Annotated in this window: 13 protein-coding genes; 7 read left to right on the top strand and 6 right to left on the bottom strand. The window is 66.0% G+C overall.

From position 1 onward, the window contains the following. Positions 1–405 precede the first annotated feature (405 nt). The 5 genes from ROZ37_RS20785 (at position 406) to ROZ37_RS20765 (ending at position 5885) form a co-directional block, all read left to right on the top strand. Positions 406–1494, top strand: coding sequence for an NAD(P)-dependent alcohol dehydrogenase (locus ROZ37_RS20785; RefSeq protein WP_312662525.1), 1089 nt, complete (start codon positions 406–408; stop codon positions 1492–1494). 171 nt (positions 1495–1665) lie between these two features. Then, on the top strand, positions 1666–3138 hold the full coding sequence (locus ROZ37_RS20780; RefSeq protein WP_312662524.1) for an aldehyde dehydrogenase family protein: 1473 nt from the start codon (positions 1666–1668) through the stop codon (positions 3136–3138). Between the two features lie 139 nt (positions 3139–3277). Next, complete coding sequence (locus tag ROZ37_RS20775) at positions 3278–3613, top strand: cytochrome c (protein WP_312662522.1); 336 nt, start codon at positions 3278–3280, stop codon at positions 3611–3613. A 10-nt stretch (positions 3614–3623) separates the two neighbouring features. Continuing rightward, positions 3624–4301 (top strand): hypothetical protein, encoded by a 678-nt coding sequence (locus ROZ37_RS20770; protein WP_312662520.1) that lies wholly within the window; start codon positions 3624–3626, stop codon positions 4299–4301. Between the two features lie 12 nt (positions 4302–4313). Then, positions 4314–5885: an FAD-binding oxidoreductase gene (locus tag ROZ37_RS20765; protein WP_312662519.1), complete on the top strand. Its 1572-nt coding sequence runs from the start codon at positions 4314–4316 to the stop codon at positions 5883–5885. A 90-nt stretch (positions 5886–5975) separates the two neighbouring features. On the opposite strand, the gene ROZ37_RS20760 is transcribed toward ROZ37_RS20765, so the two are convergent. From ROZ37_RS20760 to ROZ37_RS20740, 5 genes are all read right to left on the bottom strand, one after another. Next, on the bottom strand, positions 5976–7364 hold the full coding sequence (locus tag ROZ37_RS20760; RefSeq protein ID WP_312662517.1) for an MBL fold metallo-hydrolase: 1389 nt from the start codon (positions 7362–7364) through the stop codon (positions 5976–5978). Positions 7365–7521: 157 nt separating this feature from the next. After that, on the bottom strand, positions 7522–8508 hold the full coding sequence (locus ROZ37_RS20755) for a zinc-dependent alcohol dehydrogenase family protein (protein WP_312662514.1): 987 nt from the start codon (positions 8506–8508) through the stop codon (positions 7522–7524). Between the two features lie 90 nt (positions 8509–8598). Continuing rightward, positions 8599–8862 carry a hypothetical protein gene (locus ROZ37_RS20750; RefSeq protein ID WP_312662512.1) on the bottom strand — a complete coding sequence of 88 codons (264 nt, stop codon included), beginning with the start codon at positions 8860–8862 and terminating at the stop codon, positions 8599–8601. Positions 8863–8953: 91 nt separating this feature from the next. Continuing rightward, positions 8954–9823, bottom strand: a complete 870-nt coding sequence (gene ygiD, locus ROZ37_RS20745; RefSeq protein ID WP_312662511.1) for a 4,5-DOPA dioxygenase extradiol — start codon at positions 9821–9823, stop codon at positions 8954–8956. Between the two features lie 48 nt (positions 9824–9871). Further along, positions 9872–10621, bottom strand: coding sequence for a DUF2238 domain-containing protein (locus tag ROZ37_RS20740; RefSeq protein WP_312662510.1), 750 nt, complete (start codon positions 10619–10621; stop codon positions 9872–9874). A gap of 141 nt (positions 10622–10762) precedes the next feature. On the opposite strand from ROZ37_RS20740, the gene ROZ37_RS20735 reads away from it, so the two are divergent. Further along, entirely contained in the window at positions 10763–11323 is a 561-nt protein-coding gene (locus ROZ37_RS20735) for a DUF2889 domain-containing protein (RefSeq protein WP_312662509.1), read from the top strand. A gap of 51 nt (positions 11324–11374) precedes the next feature. After that, positions 11375–11854: a DUF456 domain-containing protein gene (locus ROZ37_RS20730; RefSeq protein ID WP_312662508.1), complete on the top strand. Its 480-nt coding sequence runs from the start codon at positions 11375–11377 to the stop codon at positions 11852–11854. A gap of 253 nt (positions 11855–12107) precedes the next feature. Here ROZ37_RS20730 and ROZ37_RS20725 read toward each other — a convergent pair whose 3' ends face one another. Next, positions 12108–12614, bottom strand: coding sequence for a DUF4112 domain-containing protein (locus tag ROZ37_RS20725; RefSeq protein WP_312662507.1), 507 nt, complete (start codon positions 12612–12614; stop codon positions 12108–12110). Positions 12615–12899 lie beyond the last annotated feature (285 nt).

Below are 12899 nucleotides of genomic sequence, written 5' to 3'. Positions count from 1 at the left end.
CGTGGCACTCGCTGAAAGTTACGTCGCCGCGCCATCTCATTCGAAGTTCGCGCGACCGGATCGCCTGTCGCGGGGTCGCATCTTACCAGTGCCCGGTCCCGAGGCTGCGGGGGAGACCGTCGGTCAACCCGGCGCGACGTGTATCCAGTGGACCGGCGTTTGAGCGCATGGCCCTGCAATAGTGGAAGCCCGCGATGTCGAGGATCCTCAAAGCGCGATTTCCCGCTTGGACCACGTCCGGGTCGCGTTGGCGCGCTGCGAAATCGGCCAGATCGTGCGCGGGAACCGCGCCAGCGCTACAAATACGGCATAAGCATTTCGCCGACTGTCCGAAATTTCCGCAGAGCGCTCCATCTGCTAGAATCAGGACGAGGCGTGCTCGCGCCGATCACGATGGAGTCAGACATGGAAATTCAAGCAGCGGTCACTCATGCCCAGGGCCAGCCTTTTTCTGTCGAAGCGGTGTCCCTGTCGGGACCCAAGGCGAACGAGGTGCTGGTCAAGATCGTCGCCACGGGCGTGTGTCATACCGATGCGGTGGGGCGCGACCTCGGCGTGTCGCCCTATCCGATCGTGCTGGGGCATGAGGGCGCCGGCATCATCGAGCAGGTCGGCGAGAACGTCACCCGTCTGGTGCCCGGCGACCATGTCGTGATGTCCTTCGCCCACTGCGGCCAATGCGAAAACTGCCTCACGGGACATCCCACCGTTTGCTCGACCTTCAACGAGCTGAATTTCGGCGGACGCATGGACGATCACACCTGCCGTCTGCACCAGGGCAAATCGGACGTGCACACTTTCTTCGGCCAATCCTCCTTCGGCACGTATGCGATCGCCCACGAGCGCAACGTGGTCAAAGTCGACAAGGACGTGGACCTGGCGCTGCTCGGGCCGCTCGGGTGCGGCATCCAGACCGGGGCTGGCACGGTGCTCAACCGCCTCAAGCCCGAGTTCGGCACCTCCATCGCCGTGTACGGCTGCGGCGCCGTGGGGCTCAGCGCGATCATGGCGGCGAAAATCGCCGGCTGCCCGCAGATCCTTGCCGTCGATGTGCATGACAACCGCCTGGAGCTGGCCCGCGAGCTGGGCGCGACGCATGCGCTGAATGGCAAGAAGGTCGACGTGGTCAAGGAGATCAAGGCGAGCGCCAACGGCGGCACGCACTATGCCGTCGAGACCACGGGAGCACCGCCGGTCGTCCGTCAGTGCCTGAACGCGCTGCGCCCGTTGGGCCAGGCGGCAATCGTCGGCGTAACCCCGGAAATGACCATCGATGTGCATAACGACCTGATGGCGGAAGGCAAGAGCATGATCGGCGTGATCGAGGGCGACTCGGTGCCGCGCGTATTCATTCCGCAACTGGTCGCGTTCTACAAGGCCGGCAAATTCCCATTCGACAAGCTGGTCAAGTTCTACGACTTCAATGAAATCAACCAGGCCTTCGAAGACTCCAAGTCCGGAGCGACCGTCAAGCCGATTCTCAGGCTGGGCTGAGGGTGCGCCTAGGCACCGCTGAACCGGATACGCAACCCGCGGTTTTGTTCGCGAGGCCGCGGCCGTGCCCGATTCAAGGCGCGAGCCGGAAGGATTCCTTGTCATCCCCGGTGGATCGGGCGTTCGTCCGGTCACATGTCACGGGTCAGAACACGTAGCGAGAGGACCACCATGAGCAGCACATCCCCCTATCCGAACCTCGAGTTGTTGCCGATCGCCGGTCAGTGGCGCAAAGGCCGGTCGGGTCGCACCCTGAACGTTACCGACCCCTTCACCGGAAACACCTTGTTGAGCGTGCCGATGGCCAGCCGCGAGGATCTGGATGAGGCCTACCAAGGCGCCCGTGCTGCCCAGCCCGCATGGGCGGCCATGGGTCCGACCGCGCGTGGGGACGTCATGCGGCGGGCCGTGGCGCTTTTCGACGCGCGCAAGGACGAGATCATCGACTGGCTGGTCCGCGAGTCGGGCAGCACGCGGATCAAGGCGGAGGTCGAATGGGGTTCGGCACGTGCGATCACGCAGGAGGCGGCGAGCCTGCCCGGGCGGGCGCACGGCCGCATTCTGCCGTCCGACGTGCCAGGCAAGGAAAGCCGGGTCTATCGCCAGCCGCTGGGCGTGGTGGGCGTGATCAGTCCATGGAATTTTCCGCTGCACCTCAGCGCGCGTTCGGTGGCGCCGGCACTGGCATTGGGCAACGCGGTCGTCGTCAAACCGGCCAGCGACACGCCGGTGACCGGGGGGCTGCTGTTGGCGCACCTCTTCGAAGAAGCGGGGTTGCCGCCAGGCGTGCTCAGCGTCCTGGTCGGTGCCGGTTCGGATATCGGCGATGCCTTCGTCGAACACCCCATTCCGTCCTTCGTGTCGTTCACCGGTTCCACCGCGGTCGGTCGCAACATCGGGCGGATCGCGAACGCCGGCGAGCATCTCAAGCACGTTGCGCTGGAGCTCGGCGGCAACAGTCCGTTCGTGGTGCTGGCCGATGCCGACGTCGAAACGGCCGTCGATGCGGCGGTGGTCGGCAAGTTTCTGCACCAGGGTCAGATCTGCATGGCGATCAACCGCATCATCGTCGAGGCGCCGCTGGTGGAAGAGTTCACCAAGCGCTTCGTCGAGCGGGTCAAGGCCTTGCCCTACGGCGATCCGGGCAAGCCGGAAACGATCGTCGGACCGGTGATCAACGAGCGCCAGCTGGCCGGCCTGAAGGACAAGGTCGCCAAGGCCAAGGAAGAAGGCGCGAAAGTGCTGGTCGGCGGCGAGCCGCAAGGGAACGTCATGCCGCCGCACGTCTTCGGCGACGTCACCGCGGAGATGGAGATCGCGCGGGAAGAGATTTTCGGCCCCTTGGTCGGGATTCAGTCGGCCCGCGATGCCGACCACGCGCTGGAACTCGCCAACAGCAGCGAGTACGGCCTTTCCAGTGCGGTCTTTACGCGCGATATCGCGCGCGGCGTGCAATTTGCACAGCGCGTTCGCGCGGGCATGACCCACGTCAACGATATGCCGGTCAATGACGAGGCGAACGCGCCTTTCGGGGGCGAGAAGAATTCCGGGGTCGGTCGCTTCAACGGGGACTGGGCGATCGAGGAGTTCACCACCGATCACTGGATCACGGTGCAGACAGAACCGCGCGGCTATCCGTTCTGAACCCCGGGATATCGGCGCGTTACGGCACGATGATTGACGCGATCATTGATGAAGCCTGACGGCCTGTCGGGCGGAGGCCGCAACGACAGGCTCCGGGACAGCTTCCCTACAGGTCGGTAAACAACGATGGGAGCACGACATGTCATCGTTCTTGCGTGGTGCAATCGCGAGGCGGGTGCTGGTTGCGGCGGCGGCGCTGCCGCTGGCCTGGCTGGCTTCCAGCGCTCATGCCGAAAGCCAATGGGGTAGCGGCCAGAATCTGTACAACAAGCTCTGCGGCTATTGCCACAAGCCGGAGGTCGGGGTCGGGCCGGTTCTGGAAGGGCGCGGGCTGCCGGAGGCGTACATCAGGGCTGTCGTGCGCAGCGGTTTCAATGCGATGCCGGCCTTTCCCGCGTCCTACGTCGATGACGAGTCGATCTCCCAAGTGGCCGAGTACCTGTCGTCCCTGCCGCCGCCGGCGGCCAAGCCTTGAGGCACGCACCATGGCCGTCGATCGTCGTTTCGTTCTCAAAGGCATGGTCCTGGGCGGCGCCGCGGGGCTGGTGTTGAGCCGAGCGGTGCCGGTACTGGGAAATGTGCCCCCTTCGCATGGCGACATCCGCCCGACACTGGCGCTCGTCGGCAGCGGCGCGGTTGAATCCGCATTTCTCGAGGGTGCCGCAGCGGCGGCGGGCACGCATTTGCGGGTCCGGCAGCTTGAGCGGGACTTGGACTTCATGCTGGATTTCGAGCGCCAGCTGCGGGCGGGGCCGATGCGGCTCATCGGCCTGCTGGACGATGCCTCGGCGGGGCTGTTGCTGGATCTGGCACGCAGCGCGGGCGCTCGTGTCCAGTGGCTGGGGCAACACACCGTCGAAGGCGGTTCGACCCGCCATCGTGTTCTGAATACCGATCTTGCCGAAGGTTGCTCACGGCAGCTCAGCCGCCAGCTGCATGCCTGCGGCGCCGGTTTCACGCTGTACGAGGAGCGTCAGGGCAGCGCCGCACCGTCCCGGCAGCTCGCGGCGCCGGCCCACCGCGGAGCACACACTGCGCAATGGGCGGCCGGCGTCGGCTACCTGCTGGCCGCGCTGGGTTCGCGCCCGACCGGCGTCCAGCCGATCCTCGCGCAGAGTGCACCGGCGAGCGGCAGTTTCGTTTCCTTTTCGATCGAGTCCTGAGGAGTCGAATCCATGTCGGAAGAGAAAAGCGGCGTGCTGCCCCGAGGCGTGACGCAGGAACAATTCGACGCAGCAGTGAATAAATTTCGCGTGCTGCTCGGGGAAGAGAACGTGCTCGTCAAGGCCGAGCAGCTGCTTCCCTACAACAAGATCATGATGTCCGTGGAGAACGCGACCCACGCCCCATCGGCTGCCTTGACCGCGACCACGGTCGAGCAGGTGCAAGGCATCGTGAAAATCTGCAATCAGCACCGGATTCCGATCTGGACCATCTCCACCGGACGCAACTTCGGTTACGGCTCGGCGGCCCCGGTGCAGCGGGGGCAGGTCATCCTCGATCTGAAGAAGATGAACAAGATCATCAAGATCGATCCGGAAATGTGCACCGCCCTGGTCGAACCGGGCGTGACTTTCCAGCAGTTGTACGACTACATCCAGGAAAACAATCTGCCGCTGATGCTGTCCTTCTCGGCTCCTTCGGCGATTGCCGGCCCGCTGGGCAATACCATGGATCGGGGCGTGGGTTACACGCCCTACGGCGAGCATTTCATGATGCAGTGCGGCATGGAGGTGGTGCTCGCCAACGGCGATGTTTATCGCACCGGCATGGGCGGCGTGAAGGGCAGCAACACCTGGCAGATCTTCAAGTGGGGCTATGGCCCGACGCTGGATGGCATGTTCACGCAGTCCAACTACGGCATCACGACGAAGATGGGCTTCTGGCTGATGCCCAAGCCGCCGGTCTTCAAACCGTTCGAGGTAATCTTCGAGAACGAGGAGGACATCGTCGAGATCGTCGATCTCCTGCGTCCGCTGCGCATGTCCGGCACCATCCCCAACTCGGTGGTGATCGCCAGCACCCTGTGGGAAGCGGGCAGCGCCCATCTGCGCCGGTCCAACTACCTCACGGAGCCGGGTCACACCCCGGACAGCGTCATCAAGCAGATGCAGAAGGACACCGGCATGGGTGCGTGGAACCTGTACGCCGCGCTGTACGGCACGCAGGAACAGGTCGATGCGAACTGGAAGATCGTCAGCGACGCTTTCAAGAAGCTCGGCAAGGGACGCATCGTCACCCAGGAAGAGGCCGGCCACAAACAGCCCTTCAAGTACCGTGCAGAACTGATGTCCGGCGTGCCCAACCTGCAGGAGTTCGGCTTGTACAACTGGCGGGGCGGCGGCGGTTCCATGTGGTTCGCACCGGTGAGCGAGGCCCGCGGCAGCGAGTGCAAGAAACAGGCAACGCTGGCCAAGCGCATCCTGCACAAGTACGGACTCGATTACGTGGCCGAGTTCATCGTTGCGCCGCGCGACATGCACCACGTGATCGACGTGCTGTACAACCGCAGCGACGCGGAGGAAACCAAGCGCGCCGACGCCTGCTTCAACGAGCTGCTGGACGAGTTCGAGAAGGAAGGCTACGCCGTGTACCGCGTCAACACCCGATTCCAGGAACGGGTCGCGCGCAGCTACGGCCCGGTCAAACGGGATCTGGAACACGCCATCAAGCGCGCACTCGACCCGAACAACATCCTCGCCCCGGGGCGGTCGGGCATCGATCTGGATACCTACCAGAAATCCTGAGCGACGTCGGCTCGAAAGCGGTCCGCCCGGATGGCTTCGACCGTCGAGCGACGATTCCTGCAAGCGCGGAATGCAGCGATACCGAGGCTCTCAAAGCCCGATCACCTGTTTGAACTGCGCCTGCGTCACGTCGGCGTGCAAGTCGCTGCGCAGCCGCTCCTGCAGCCTGTCCATCGCCTGCGGCTCCCCGTGCACGAGGACCACGCGCGGTCGCCCTTCGATGCGGCGATACCAGTCGACGAGGCCATCCTGATCGGCGTGGGCGGACAGGCCGCCGACGGTGTGGATGCAGGCTTTCACCTCGATCTCTTCGCCCCACAGGCGGATGTGGCGCGCACCGTTCACCAGGGCCCGGCCGAGCGTCCCGGCCGCCTGGAAGCCTGCGATCAGGACGTGGGCGTTCTCACGCCAGACGTTGTACTTGAGGTGGTAGCGGATCCGCCCGCCGGTGCACATGCCGCTGCCGGCGATGATGATCGCGCCCGACTGGATCTCGTTGATCCGCATCGAATCCTCCGTCCTGCGGCTCACCTTGAGATTCGGCAGGAGAAAGGGCTGCGCCCCCGCGGCTTGCCACTGCCGCGCCGCGCTGTCGTAAAGGCCGGCGTGACGGGCGTAAACCTCGGTCGCCTTGATCGCCATCGGACTGTCGAGAACGATCTGCCAGTTGCCGAGCTTCCACTCGTCGAAATGCCGGTGAAGCGCGTAAAGCAGCTCCTGCGTGCGGCCGACGGCGAAAGCGGGCACGAGGATGTTGCCCTTGCCGCTGTCGGCACTGCGGATGATCTCCCCCATTTCCTTCCAGGTCGCCTCCCATGGGCGGTGGAGGCGGTCACCGTAGGTGCTTTCCATGACCACCAGGTCGGCCTTCCGCACGGGTGTCGGGTCGCACAGGATCGGGGCTCCGCTGTGACCGAGATCACCGGAGAACACGACGGTGCGTGAGGTGCCGTTCTCGTGAAGAATCAGCTCCGCGATGCTCGATCCGAGAATGTGGCCTGCGTCGCGCAGGGTCAGCGAGACGCCGGGGAGGATCGGGGTCGGCGCATCGTATTCCAGCGGCACGAAAAGCCTGTTGGTGCGATGCACGTCGTTCTGGTCGTAGAGCGGCGCGACCTCGGGCTGATGCTTGCCCTTGTGCCTGCGCGTCTCCCACTCGGCGTCCTTCGCCTGCAGGTAGGCCGCGTCCTCGAGCATGATGGCGCAAAGCTCGACGGTGGCACGGTGGGTGAAGATCGGTCCGTCGAAGCCCTGCTTCACGAGCAGGGGCAGGCGTCCGGAGTGATCGAGGTGGGCGTGGGTCAGAACCACCGCATCCACGTCCTGCGGCGAGAACGGAAAAGGTGAGCGGTTGTGCTGTTCGTGCTCGGCGCTGCCCTGGATGAGACCGCAGTCGATGAGGATGCGACGCCCTGCCGCACGCACGAGAAAGCTCGAGCCCGTGACTTCCCGGGTAGCACCATAAAAGGAGATGTCCATGTCTGACCCCTTTGTGGCCGACCCTCCGCCGGCGGCGCATGTCCGGTGACCGGGTCGGGAAGCGAGGGGCCGGCGCTGGCCGATGATTCTCTACCTCACCGTGGCGCCGCGCCCCACCGTGATTGATTTTGCATCAATCCGGAGGGGTGCGGGCACTTCAGCCCGGAAGCAACACGGCCGCGCCCTGCAGCCGCCCGTATCGCAGGGCGTGCAGCGCCTCGTTCGCGCGTTCGAGCGGGTAGGGCTCGACGTGCGTCGTGATCGGCACCTTCGCCGCGAGCTCGAGAAAGCGCCGGCCGTCTTCGCGGGTGAGATTCGCGACCGAGCGGACGACCCGCTCGCCCCACAGCAGCTCGTACCCAAACGTCGGGATGTCGCTCATGTGGATGCCCGCGCACACGACGGTGCCGCCTTTCCTGACGTGCCGCAGCGCGATCGGCACGAGCTCGCCGGCGGGCGCGAAGATCAGTGCCGCATCGAGCGGTTCGGGCGGCGCCGCTTCGCAGCTGCCCGCCCACGCGGCGCCGAGCCCGCGGGCGAAAGCCTGGCTCTCATGGTCACCCGCGCGCGTGAATGCATAGAACGGCCGACGCTGATGCGCGAGCACTTGCGCGAGGATATGCGCGGCGGCCCCGAATCCGTACAAACCGATGCGATGCGCATCGCCGGTCATCGTCAGTGCGCGGTAGCCGATCAGGCCCGCGCACAGCAGCGGCGCGAGCGCCGTGGCCGACAGATGTCCGGGGAGCGGGAAGCAGAAGCGCTGGTCGGCAACCGTGTACTCCGCATAACCGCCGGGCAGGTGGCAGCCGGTGAAACGCGCGTTGTCGCACAGGTTCTCGTGGCCGGTCGCGCAGTACGTGCACCTTCCGCAGGTCCATCCGAGCCAGGGCACGCCGACGCGCTCTCCGACGGAAAAACCGCTGACGCCTTCGCCGAGCGCCGCGACGCGGCCGACGATCTCGTGGCCGGGAATCACCGGCAGGCGCGGGTCGGAAAGCTCGCCGTCGAGCAGGTGAAGATCGGTGCGGCAGACACCGCACGCTTCGATGCGGATCAGAATCTGCCCGCGCCCGGCTTCGGGCACCGGAAGATCGGCGAGGCGAAGCGGCGTGCGCGGGGCGTCGAGGATCATCGCGCGCATGGTTTTCCGGGAGCGAACCCGCACGGGGGAGTCGGTCCGATGGTGCGCCCGAACCGGAGCACGGGCAAGAAGGATGGCGCCGGTGCGAACCTACTTCACGCAGACGAGCGCCGGCGATTGCGATGCCCCGCGCGCGCTCGCGAACACGCACTGCATGGTCTCGCAGCGGCAGTTGATGATCTCGCCGGCATTGCCGAGCGGGGTCGGGCTCGAACAGGTGCAGGCCGCGGGCATCGTCAGCGAGGGCTGCGCCTGCGTCTGGCCGCTGAACGCGAATGCACCGACGGCGGCGGCGAGCGCCGAGCCGGCGAGGATCAGTGCGAGCGCAGGGCGCTTGAAGGGTGCGGGTTTCATCCCTTCAACATAGCCTCGACGTGAACGACCGCAAGCGGAATTTCGTATCCGTCATTTGCCGCGACCCGGTCGAGGGATCGCGGCCTCGGCCTCACAGGTTCGTGTCTTCGGGCGGAACCGCGCGCGGGTCGGGCAAGGTCGCGACCCCGTTTTCGTTCGCCGCCGCGTCTTGCGTCGCCGGACCGCCGAGGACGTAGCCGGTCATCGAAATCGAGCCGAGCGTCGAGCCTTCGGCGAAGGCGCGGGCGGGTTGACCGGCTTCGCGGCACAGCCCTGCGAGATAGAGCAGCGGCAGAAAGTGTTCCGGCGTCGGAACGGCAAGCGCGTAGTCCGGGTGCGCGGTGACGCCGGGCAGGGCGCCTGAATCCGATTCCATGATGCGCTTCACGCCCCCGTCGAACCGTTCGCACCAGTCGAACCCGTCGTCCGAGCCCCAGCGCACCCGTCGCAGGTTATGCACGACGTTACCGCTGCCGACGATCAGGATCCCGCGGTCGCGAAGCGGAGCGAGGCGGGCGCCGAGGTCGAAGTGGTACGCGGCATCCTTGCCGCCATGCAATGAAAGCTGCACGACGGGAATATCGGCTTGCGGAAAGAGGTGCGCGAGCACCGACCACGTGCCGTGGTCCAGGCCCCAGCTGTCGCGGTCGAGCCCGACGAAAGCCGGCTTCACGACCTCGACGATCTCTTCGGCTACGTTCGGCGCGCCGGGCGCCGGATAGTCGAAGTCGAACAACTCCTGCGGGAAACCGTAGAAATCGGGGATCACCCTTGGCGTCGGCATCGCGGTCACCGCTGAACCGTTGATGTACCAGTGGGCGGAGATCGCGAGAATCGCCCGCGGACGTGGCAGTGCTCGCCCGAGCGCTCGCCACGCGAGCGTGAAGCGGTTCTGTTCGAGGGTGTTCATCGGGCTGCCGTGGCCGATGAACAAGGCGGGCATGCGGGTCGTGTCGTCCATGTCCCCTTGACCGGCTCGCTACGGCAAAGTTTTATCGCGATGGGTTTCTTATCGACTTTTCGCCCCGACAAGCGCTGCATGGTCGTCCGGCGTCGCCGCCTTGACCTTCAGGCTGTCGGACCACTCGCGAGCGAAGTCGCGCTGCGAACCGCGGTTGATCGCCGCGGTGATGAGCATCGCGCTCAGTGCACCGAGCGCCGCGAGGCCCATGTCCTTGTGCGCGTCCCAGACGTCGCCCTGCGTCCCGAGATACGCCATGCCGAGTTCTCCGCCGAACACTTCGGCCGCGGCCCATTCGATCAGCTCGTAGAGCGCGGAGGTCGCGAGCGTGAAATCGAGCGGCAGGAAGTAGCCCCAGAAGCCGCGCACGTCGGCGACGCGCAGGAAGATCTCGCGGATCGGGTACGCGAGCAGCAGGCCGTACGAGAAGTGGACGAAACGGTCGTAGTGGTTCCGCTCCCAGCCGAACAACGCGTTCAGCCTCGTCCCCGTCACCGCCTGCCACAGGTCGTCGTAGGGCACGAGCGCATAGGTGTAATGAGCGCCGATCGCGTGCAGGCAGAGGAAGACGAAGATGAGCGCGTACGACACGCGCGAAAAGACGAATGCATGACGGCTTGCCCACAGACCGATGCCGAACGCGACCACGAGCGCGTTTTCGAGCACCCAGTCCTTCCGGTCGACCGGGTCGATCGCGAGCACGAGCCACACGGCGCCGTATATCAGCGCGAGCGTGGCGACGTATGGCCGATAGCTCACGCGGGCGGACGCGGGGGCACGATGATCACTGCTCTTCATGGCTGTTTCTCCCTTTGGGAAGGGAGCATAAGGCATCGGGACGCGTTCTTTCGCGGGAAGGAGGTCGCATCCAAGGCCGATCCCGGCCTACCATGGTCTTCCTTGAGGCACGACCGGCTGCCACGATTCGGAGGAGACAGGATGTTCGGGGACTGCGGGCGCGAGTTGATGCATACGCGCCAGATCACCTGCCGCGCGTATCGGCGCACGGACGGGTTATGGGAAGTCGAGGCGACGCTCACCGACGAGAAGGCGCAGCAAGTGCCTTTCCGATCGCGCGAGCCGGTGCGGGCCGGCGAGAGGATGCACGACATGAGCATCGCGTTCCTGATCGACGATGACTTCACGATCCGCGACGTCGCCGCGCGCATGGACGAGGCGCCGTGGCCCGACTGCCCGCAGGCGATCGCGCCGTACCGCCGGCTGGTAGGCCTGCGGATCGGCCCCGGCTTCCGGCGGCAGGTCATCGAGCGCGTCGGCGGCGAGCAGGGGTGCACGCATCTCACCGACCTGATCACACAGGTCGGCAATACGTACGCGCAAGCGACGTGGCCGGACCGCAGCGCGCGCCAGTTCGCGGTGGAACCCGACCCGTCGCGCTGGACGGACCGCAGCACCGTCGCGTTCGTCGGTCACTGTCGTGCGTGGCGGCGCGGGGGCGACACCGTGCGGCGCGAGTACCCGGAGCTTGCCGACGAATGACGCCGGCCAGTTCCGGGCGGGCCACCCCTCTGCGCATCGGGACGGCCTGACGTGGAAATACTGCTGACCATCGTCGCCGTCGTCGCGATCCTCGCCGGGCTCGCCGGAGTGATCCTGCCGCTCTTGCCCGGCACGCCGCTGGTGTTCGCCGGCCTGTGGCTGCTCGCGTGGCTCGACGGCTTCGTCCACGTCGGCACCGTGACGCTCGTCGTGCTCGCGGTGCTCGCGGCGCTCGCCTTGCTGGTCGATTACCTCGCGTCGGCGCTCGGCGTGAAGCGGGTCGGCGCAAGCGGGCTCGCCGTAACCGGCGCGCTGATCGGCGCCGTCGTCGGCGTGTTCGGCGGCTTCATCGGCGTCGTCGTCGGCCCGGTCATCGGCGCCACGATCGGCGAGCTGCTCTCACGCACCGGCCACCGGCAGGCTGCGCGCGCCGGCGTCGCGGCCGGGCTCGGCTTCATCGTCGCGATCGTCGCCAAGCTGGGCATCTCGTTCGCGATGCTCGGCATTTTTGCGGTCGCGTGGATGGTTTGAAGCCGCTCAATCGCTGCTTTGCACAGACCGACCAACGCGTCAGGTTTCAAGGGCGTCGGACCGAGCCGTTGGTGATGGCCGACATGGACGGTTCGGGAAGCCGCGGTCATCGGACATCGTGGTGTTCAGTTCGACCAACTCCTGCTATTAACCCGGCAGCTAAATACCGTTCGGGCTGAGCTTGTCGAAGCCCTGCCAACGCCCTTCAACAAGCTCAGGGCGAACGGTTGTATTAATTTGCCGGGTTAATAACTCAGCCCCCCGCCGCGGCGAGGATCGCCTTCACGATCAGCGCGGTGAGCGTCGCGACGAGCAGCATCACGACGAGCAGCCCGGCGATGACGAGTGCGACGAGGCGGCGGCTGCTGCGGGTGGTCGCAGCGGGATTGTCGAAGTGCTGATCGAGAAGTTTCACATTGCGCAGATTCGCCTTCCACGCCGCATCGAAGACGTCGCCGAGGATCGGCACGACACCGATGATGCCTTCGATCGCGACATTGCCGACCATCCTGAGCAGCACGCTGCGCGGCACACCGAGGCGCGCCGCCTCGCGCACGATGTAGCCCGACAACAGCACGCCGGCCGCATCGCCGAGGAAGGGCACGAGCCCGATCAGCGCGTCGACTCCGATGCGGAATCCGCCCGGCAGCCGGATCGAGCTGTCGAGCAGCCACGCGAGCGCGCGCAGCTTCTCGCGCGTTCGCGCGCCTTCGCCGGCTGCGGCGGACGCGCCGCGGCGAGCATCACGCCGGCGCGTCATTTCCGCTGCCTCACCGGGATCGATGCTTCACGGCCCGTGTTTTCGTTTGCGATTCGCCGCGCATCGCAGGCGCATCGGCGGATGTCGGGAGTGCGGTCATTGGTCATTGAAGTCGGAAGGGAATGGGGGAGGGACCACGCACCGGGCTAGGAGTCTGCGCGGCAGAACTCCAGAGAGTGGGTTTTAGCAGAAGGATCGGCGAAGCGAGAGGTGCGGGAAGAGACTGCGGCCGTGGTTGAGTTGCTTTGCGACGGTGCTGCGCCCGTGCCGGACGGGAAGGGGGAC

Origin of the sequence: Aromatoleum sp., assembly GCF_032027225.1 — a bacterium.
In the GTDB taxonomy this organism is placed as follows: Bacteria; Pseudomonadota; Gammaproteobacteria; order Burkholderiales; family Rhodocyclaceae; genus Aromatoleum.
This window is presented reverse-complemented; position numbering and strand designations above follow the sequence as displayed.

What these genes read in the sequence shown, in the direction of transcription:
- ROZ37_RS20740 (WP_312662510.1), bottom strand. Translation starts at nt 10,621, where the DNA reads ATGAAGAGCAGTGATCATCGTGCCCCCGCGTCCGCCCGCGTGAGCTAT.
- ygiD (WP_312662511.1), bottom strand. Translation starts at nt 9,823, where the DNA reads ATGGACGACACGACCCGCATGCCCGCCTTGTTCATCGGCCACGGCAGC.
- ROZ37_RS20725 (WP_312662507.1), bottom strand. Translation starts at nt 12,614, where the DNA reads ATGACGCGCCGGCGTGATGCTCGCCGCGGCGCGTCCGCCGCAGCCGGC.
- ROZ37_RS20765 (WP_312662519.1), top strand. Translation starts at nt 4,314, where the DNA reads ATGTCGGAAGAGAAAAGCGGCGTGCTGCCCCGAGGCGTGACGCAGGAA.
- ROZ37_RS20785 (WP_312662525.1), top strand. Translation starts at nt 406, where the DNA reads ATGGAAATTCAAGCAGCGGTCACTCATGCCCAGGGCCAGCCTTTTTCT.
- ROZ37_RS20780 (WP_312662524.1), top strand. Translation starts at nt 1,666, where the DNA reads ATGAGCAGCACATCCCCCTATCCGAACCTCGAGTTGTTGCCGATCGCC.
- ROZ37_RS20770 (WP_312662520.1), top strand. Translation starts at nt 3,624, where the DNA reads ATGGCCGTCGATCGTCGTTTCGTTCTCAAAGGCATGGTCCTGGGCGGC.
- ROZ37_RS20760 (WP_312662517.1), bottom strand. Translation starts at nt 7,364, where the DNA reads ATGGACATCTCCTTTTATGGTGCTACCCGGGAAGTCACGGGCTCGAGC.
- ROZ37_RS20735 (WP_312662509.1), top strand. Translation starts at nt 10,763, where the DNA reads ATGTTCGGGGACTGCGGGCGCGAGTTGATGCATACGCGCCAGATCACC.
- ROZ37_RS20750 (WP_312662512.1), bottom strand. Translation starts at nt 8,862, where the DNA reads ATGAAACCCGCACCCTTCAAGCGCCCTGCGCTCGCACTGATCCTCGCC.
- ROZ37_RS20775 (WP_312662522.1), top strand. Translation starts at nt 3,278, where the DNA reads ATGTCATCGTTCTTGCGTGGTGCAATCGCGAGGCGGGTGCTGGTTGCG.
- ROZ37_RS20755 (WP_312662514.1), bottom strand. Translation starts at nt 8,508, where the DNA reads ATGCGCGCGATGATCCTCGACGCCCCGCGCACGCCGCTTCGCCTCGCC.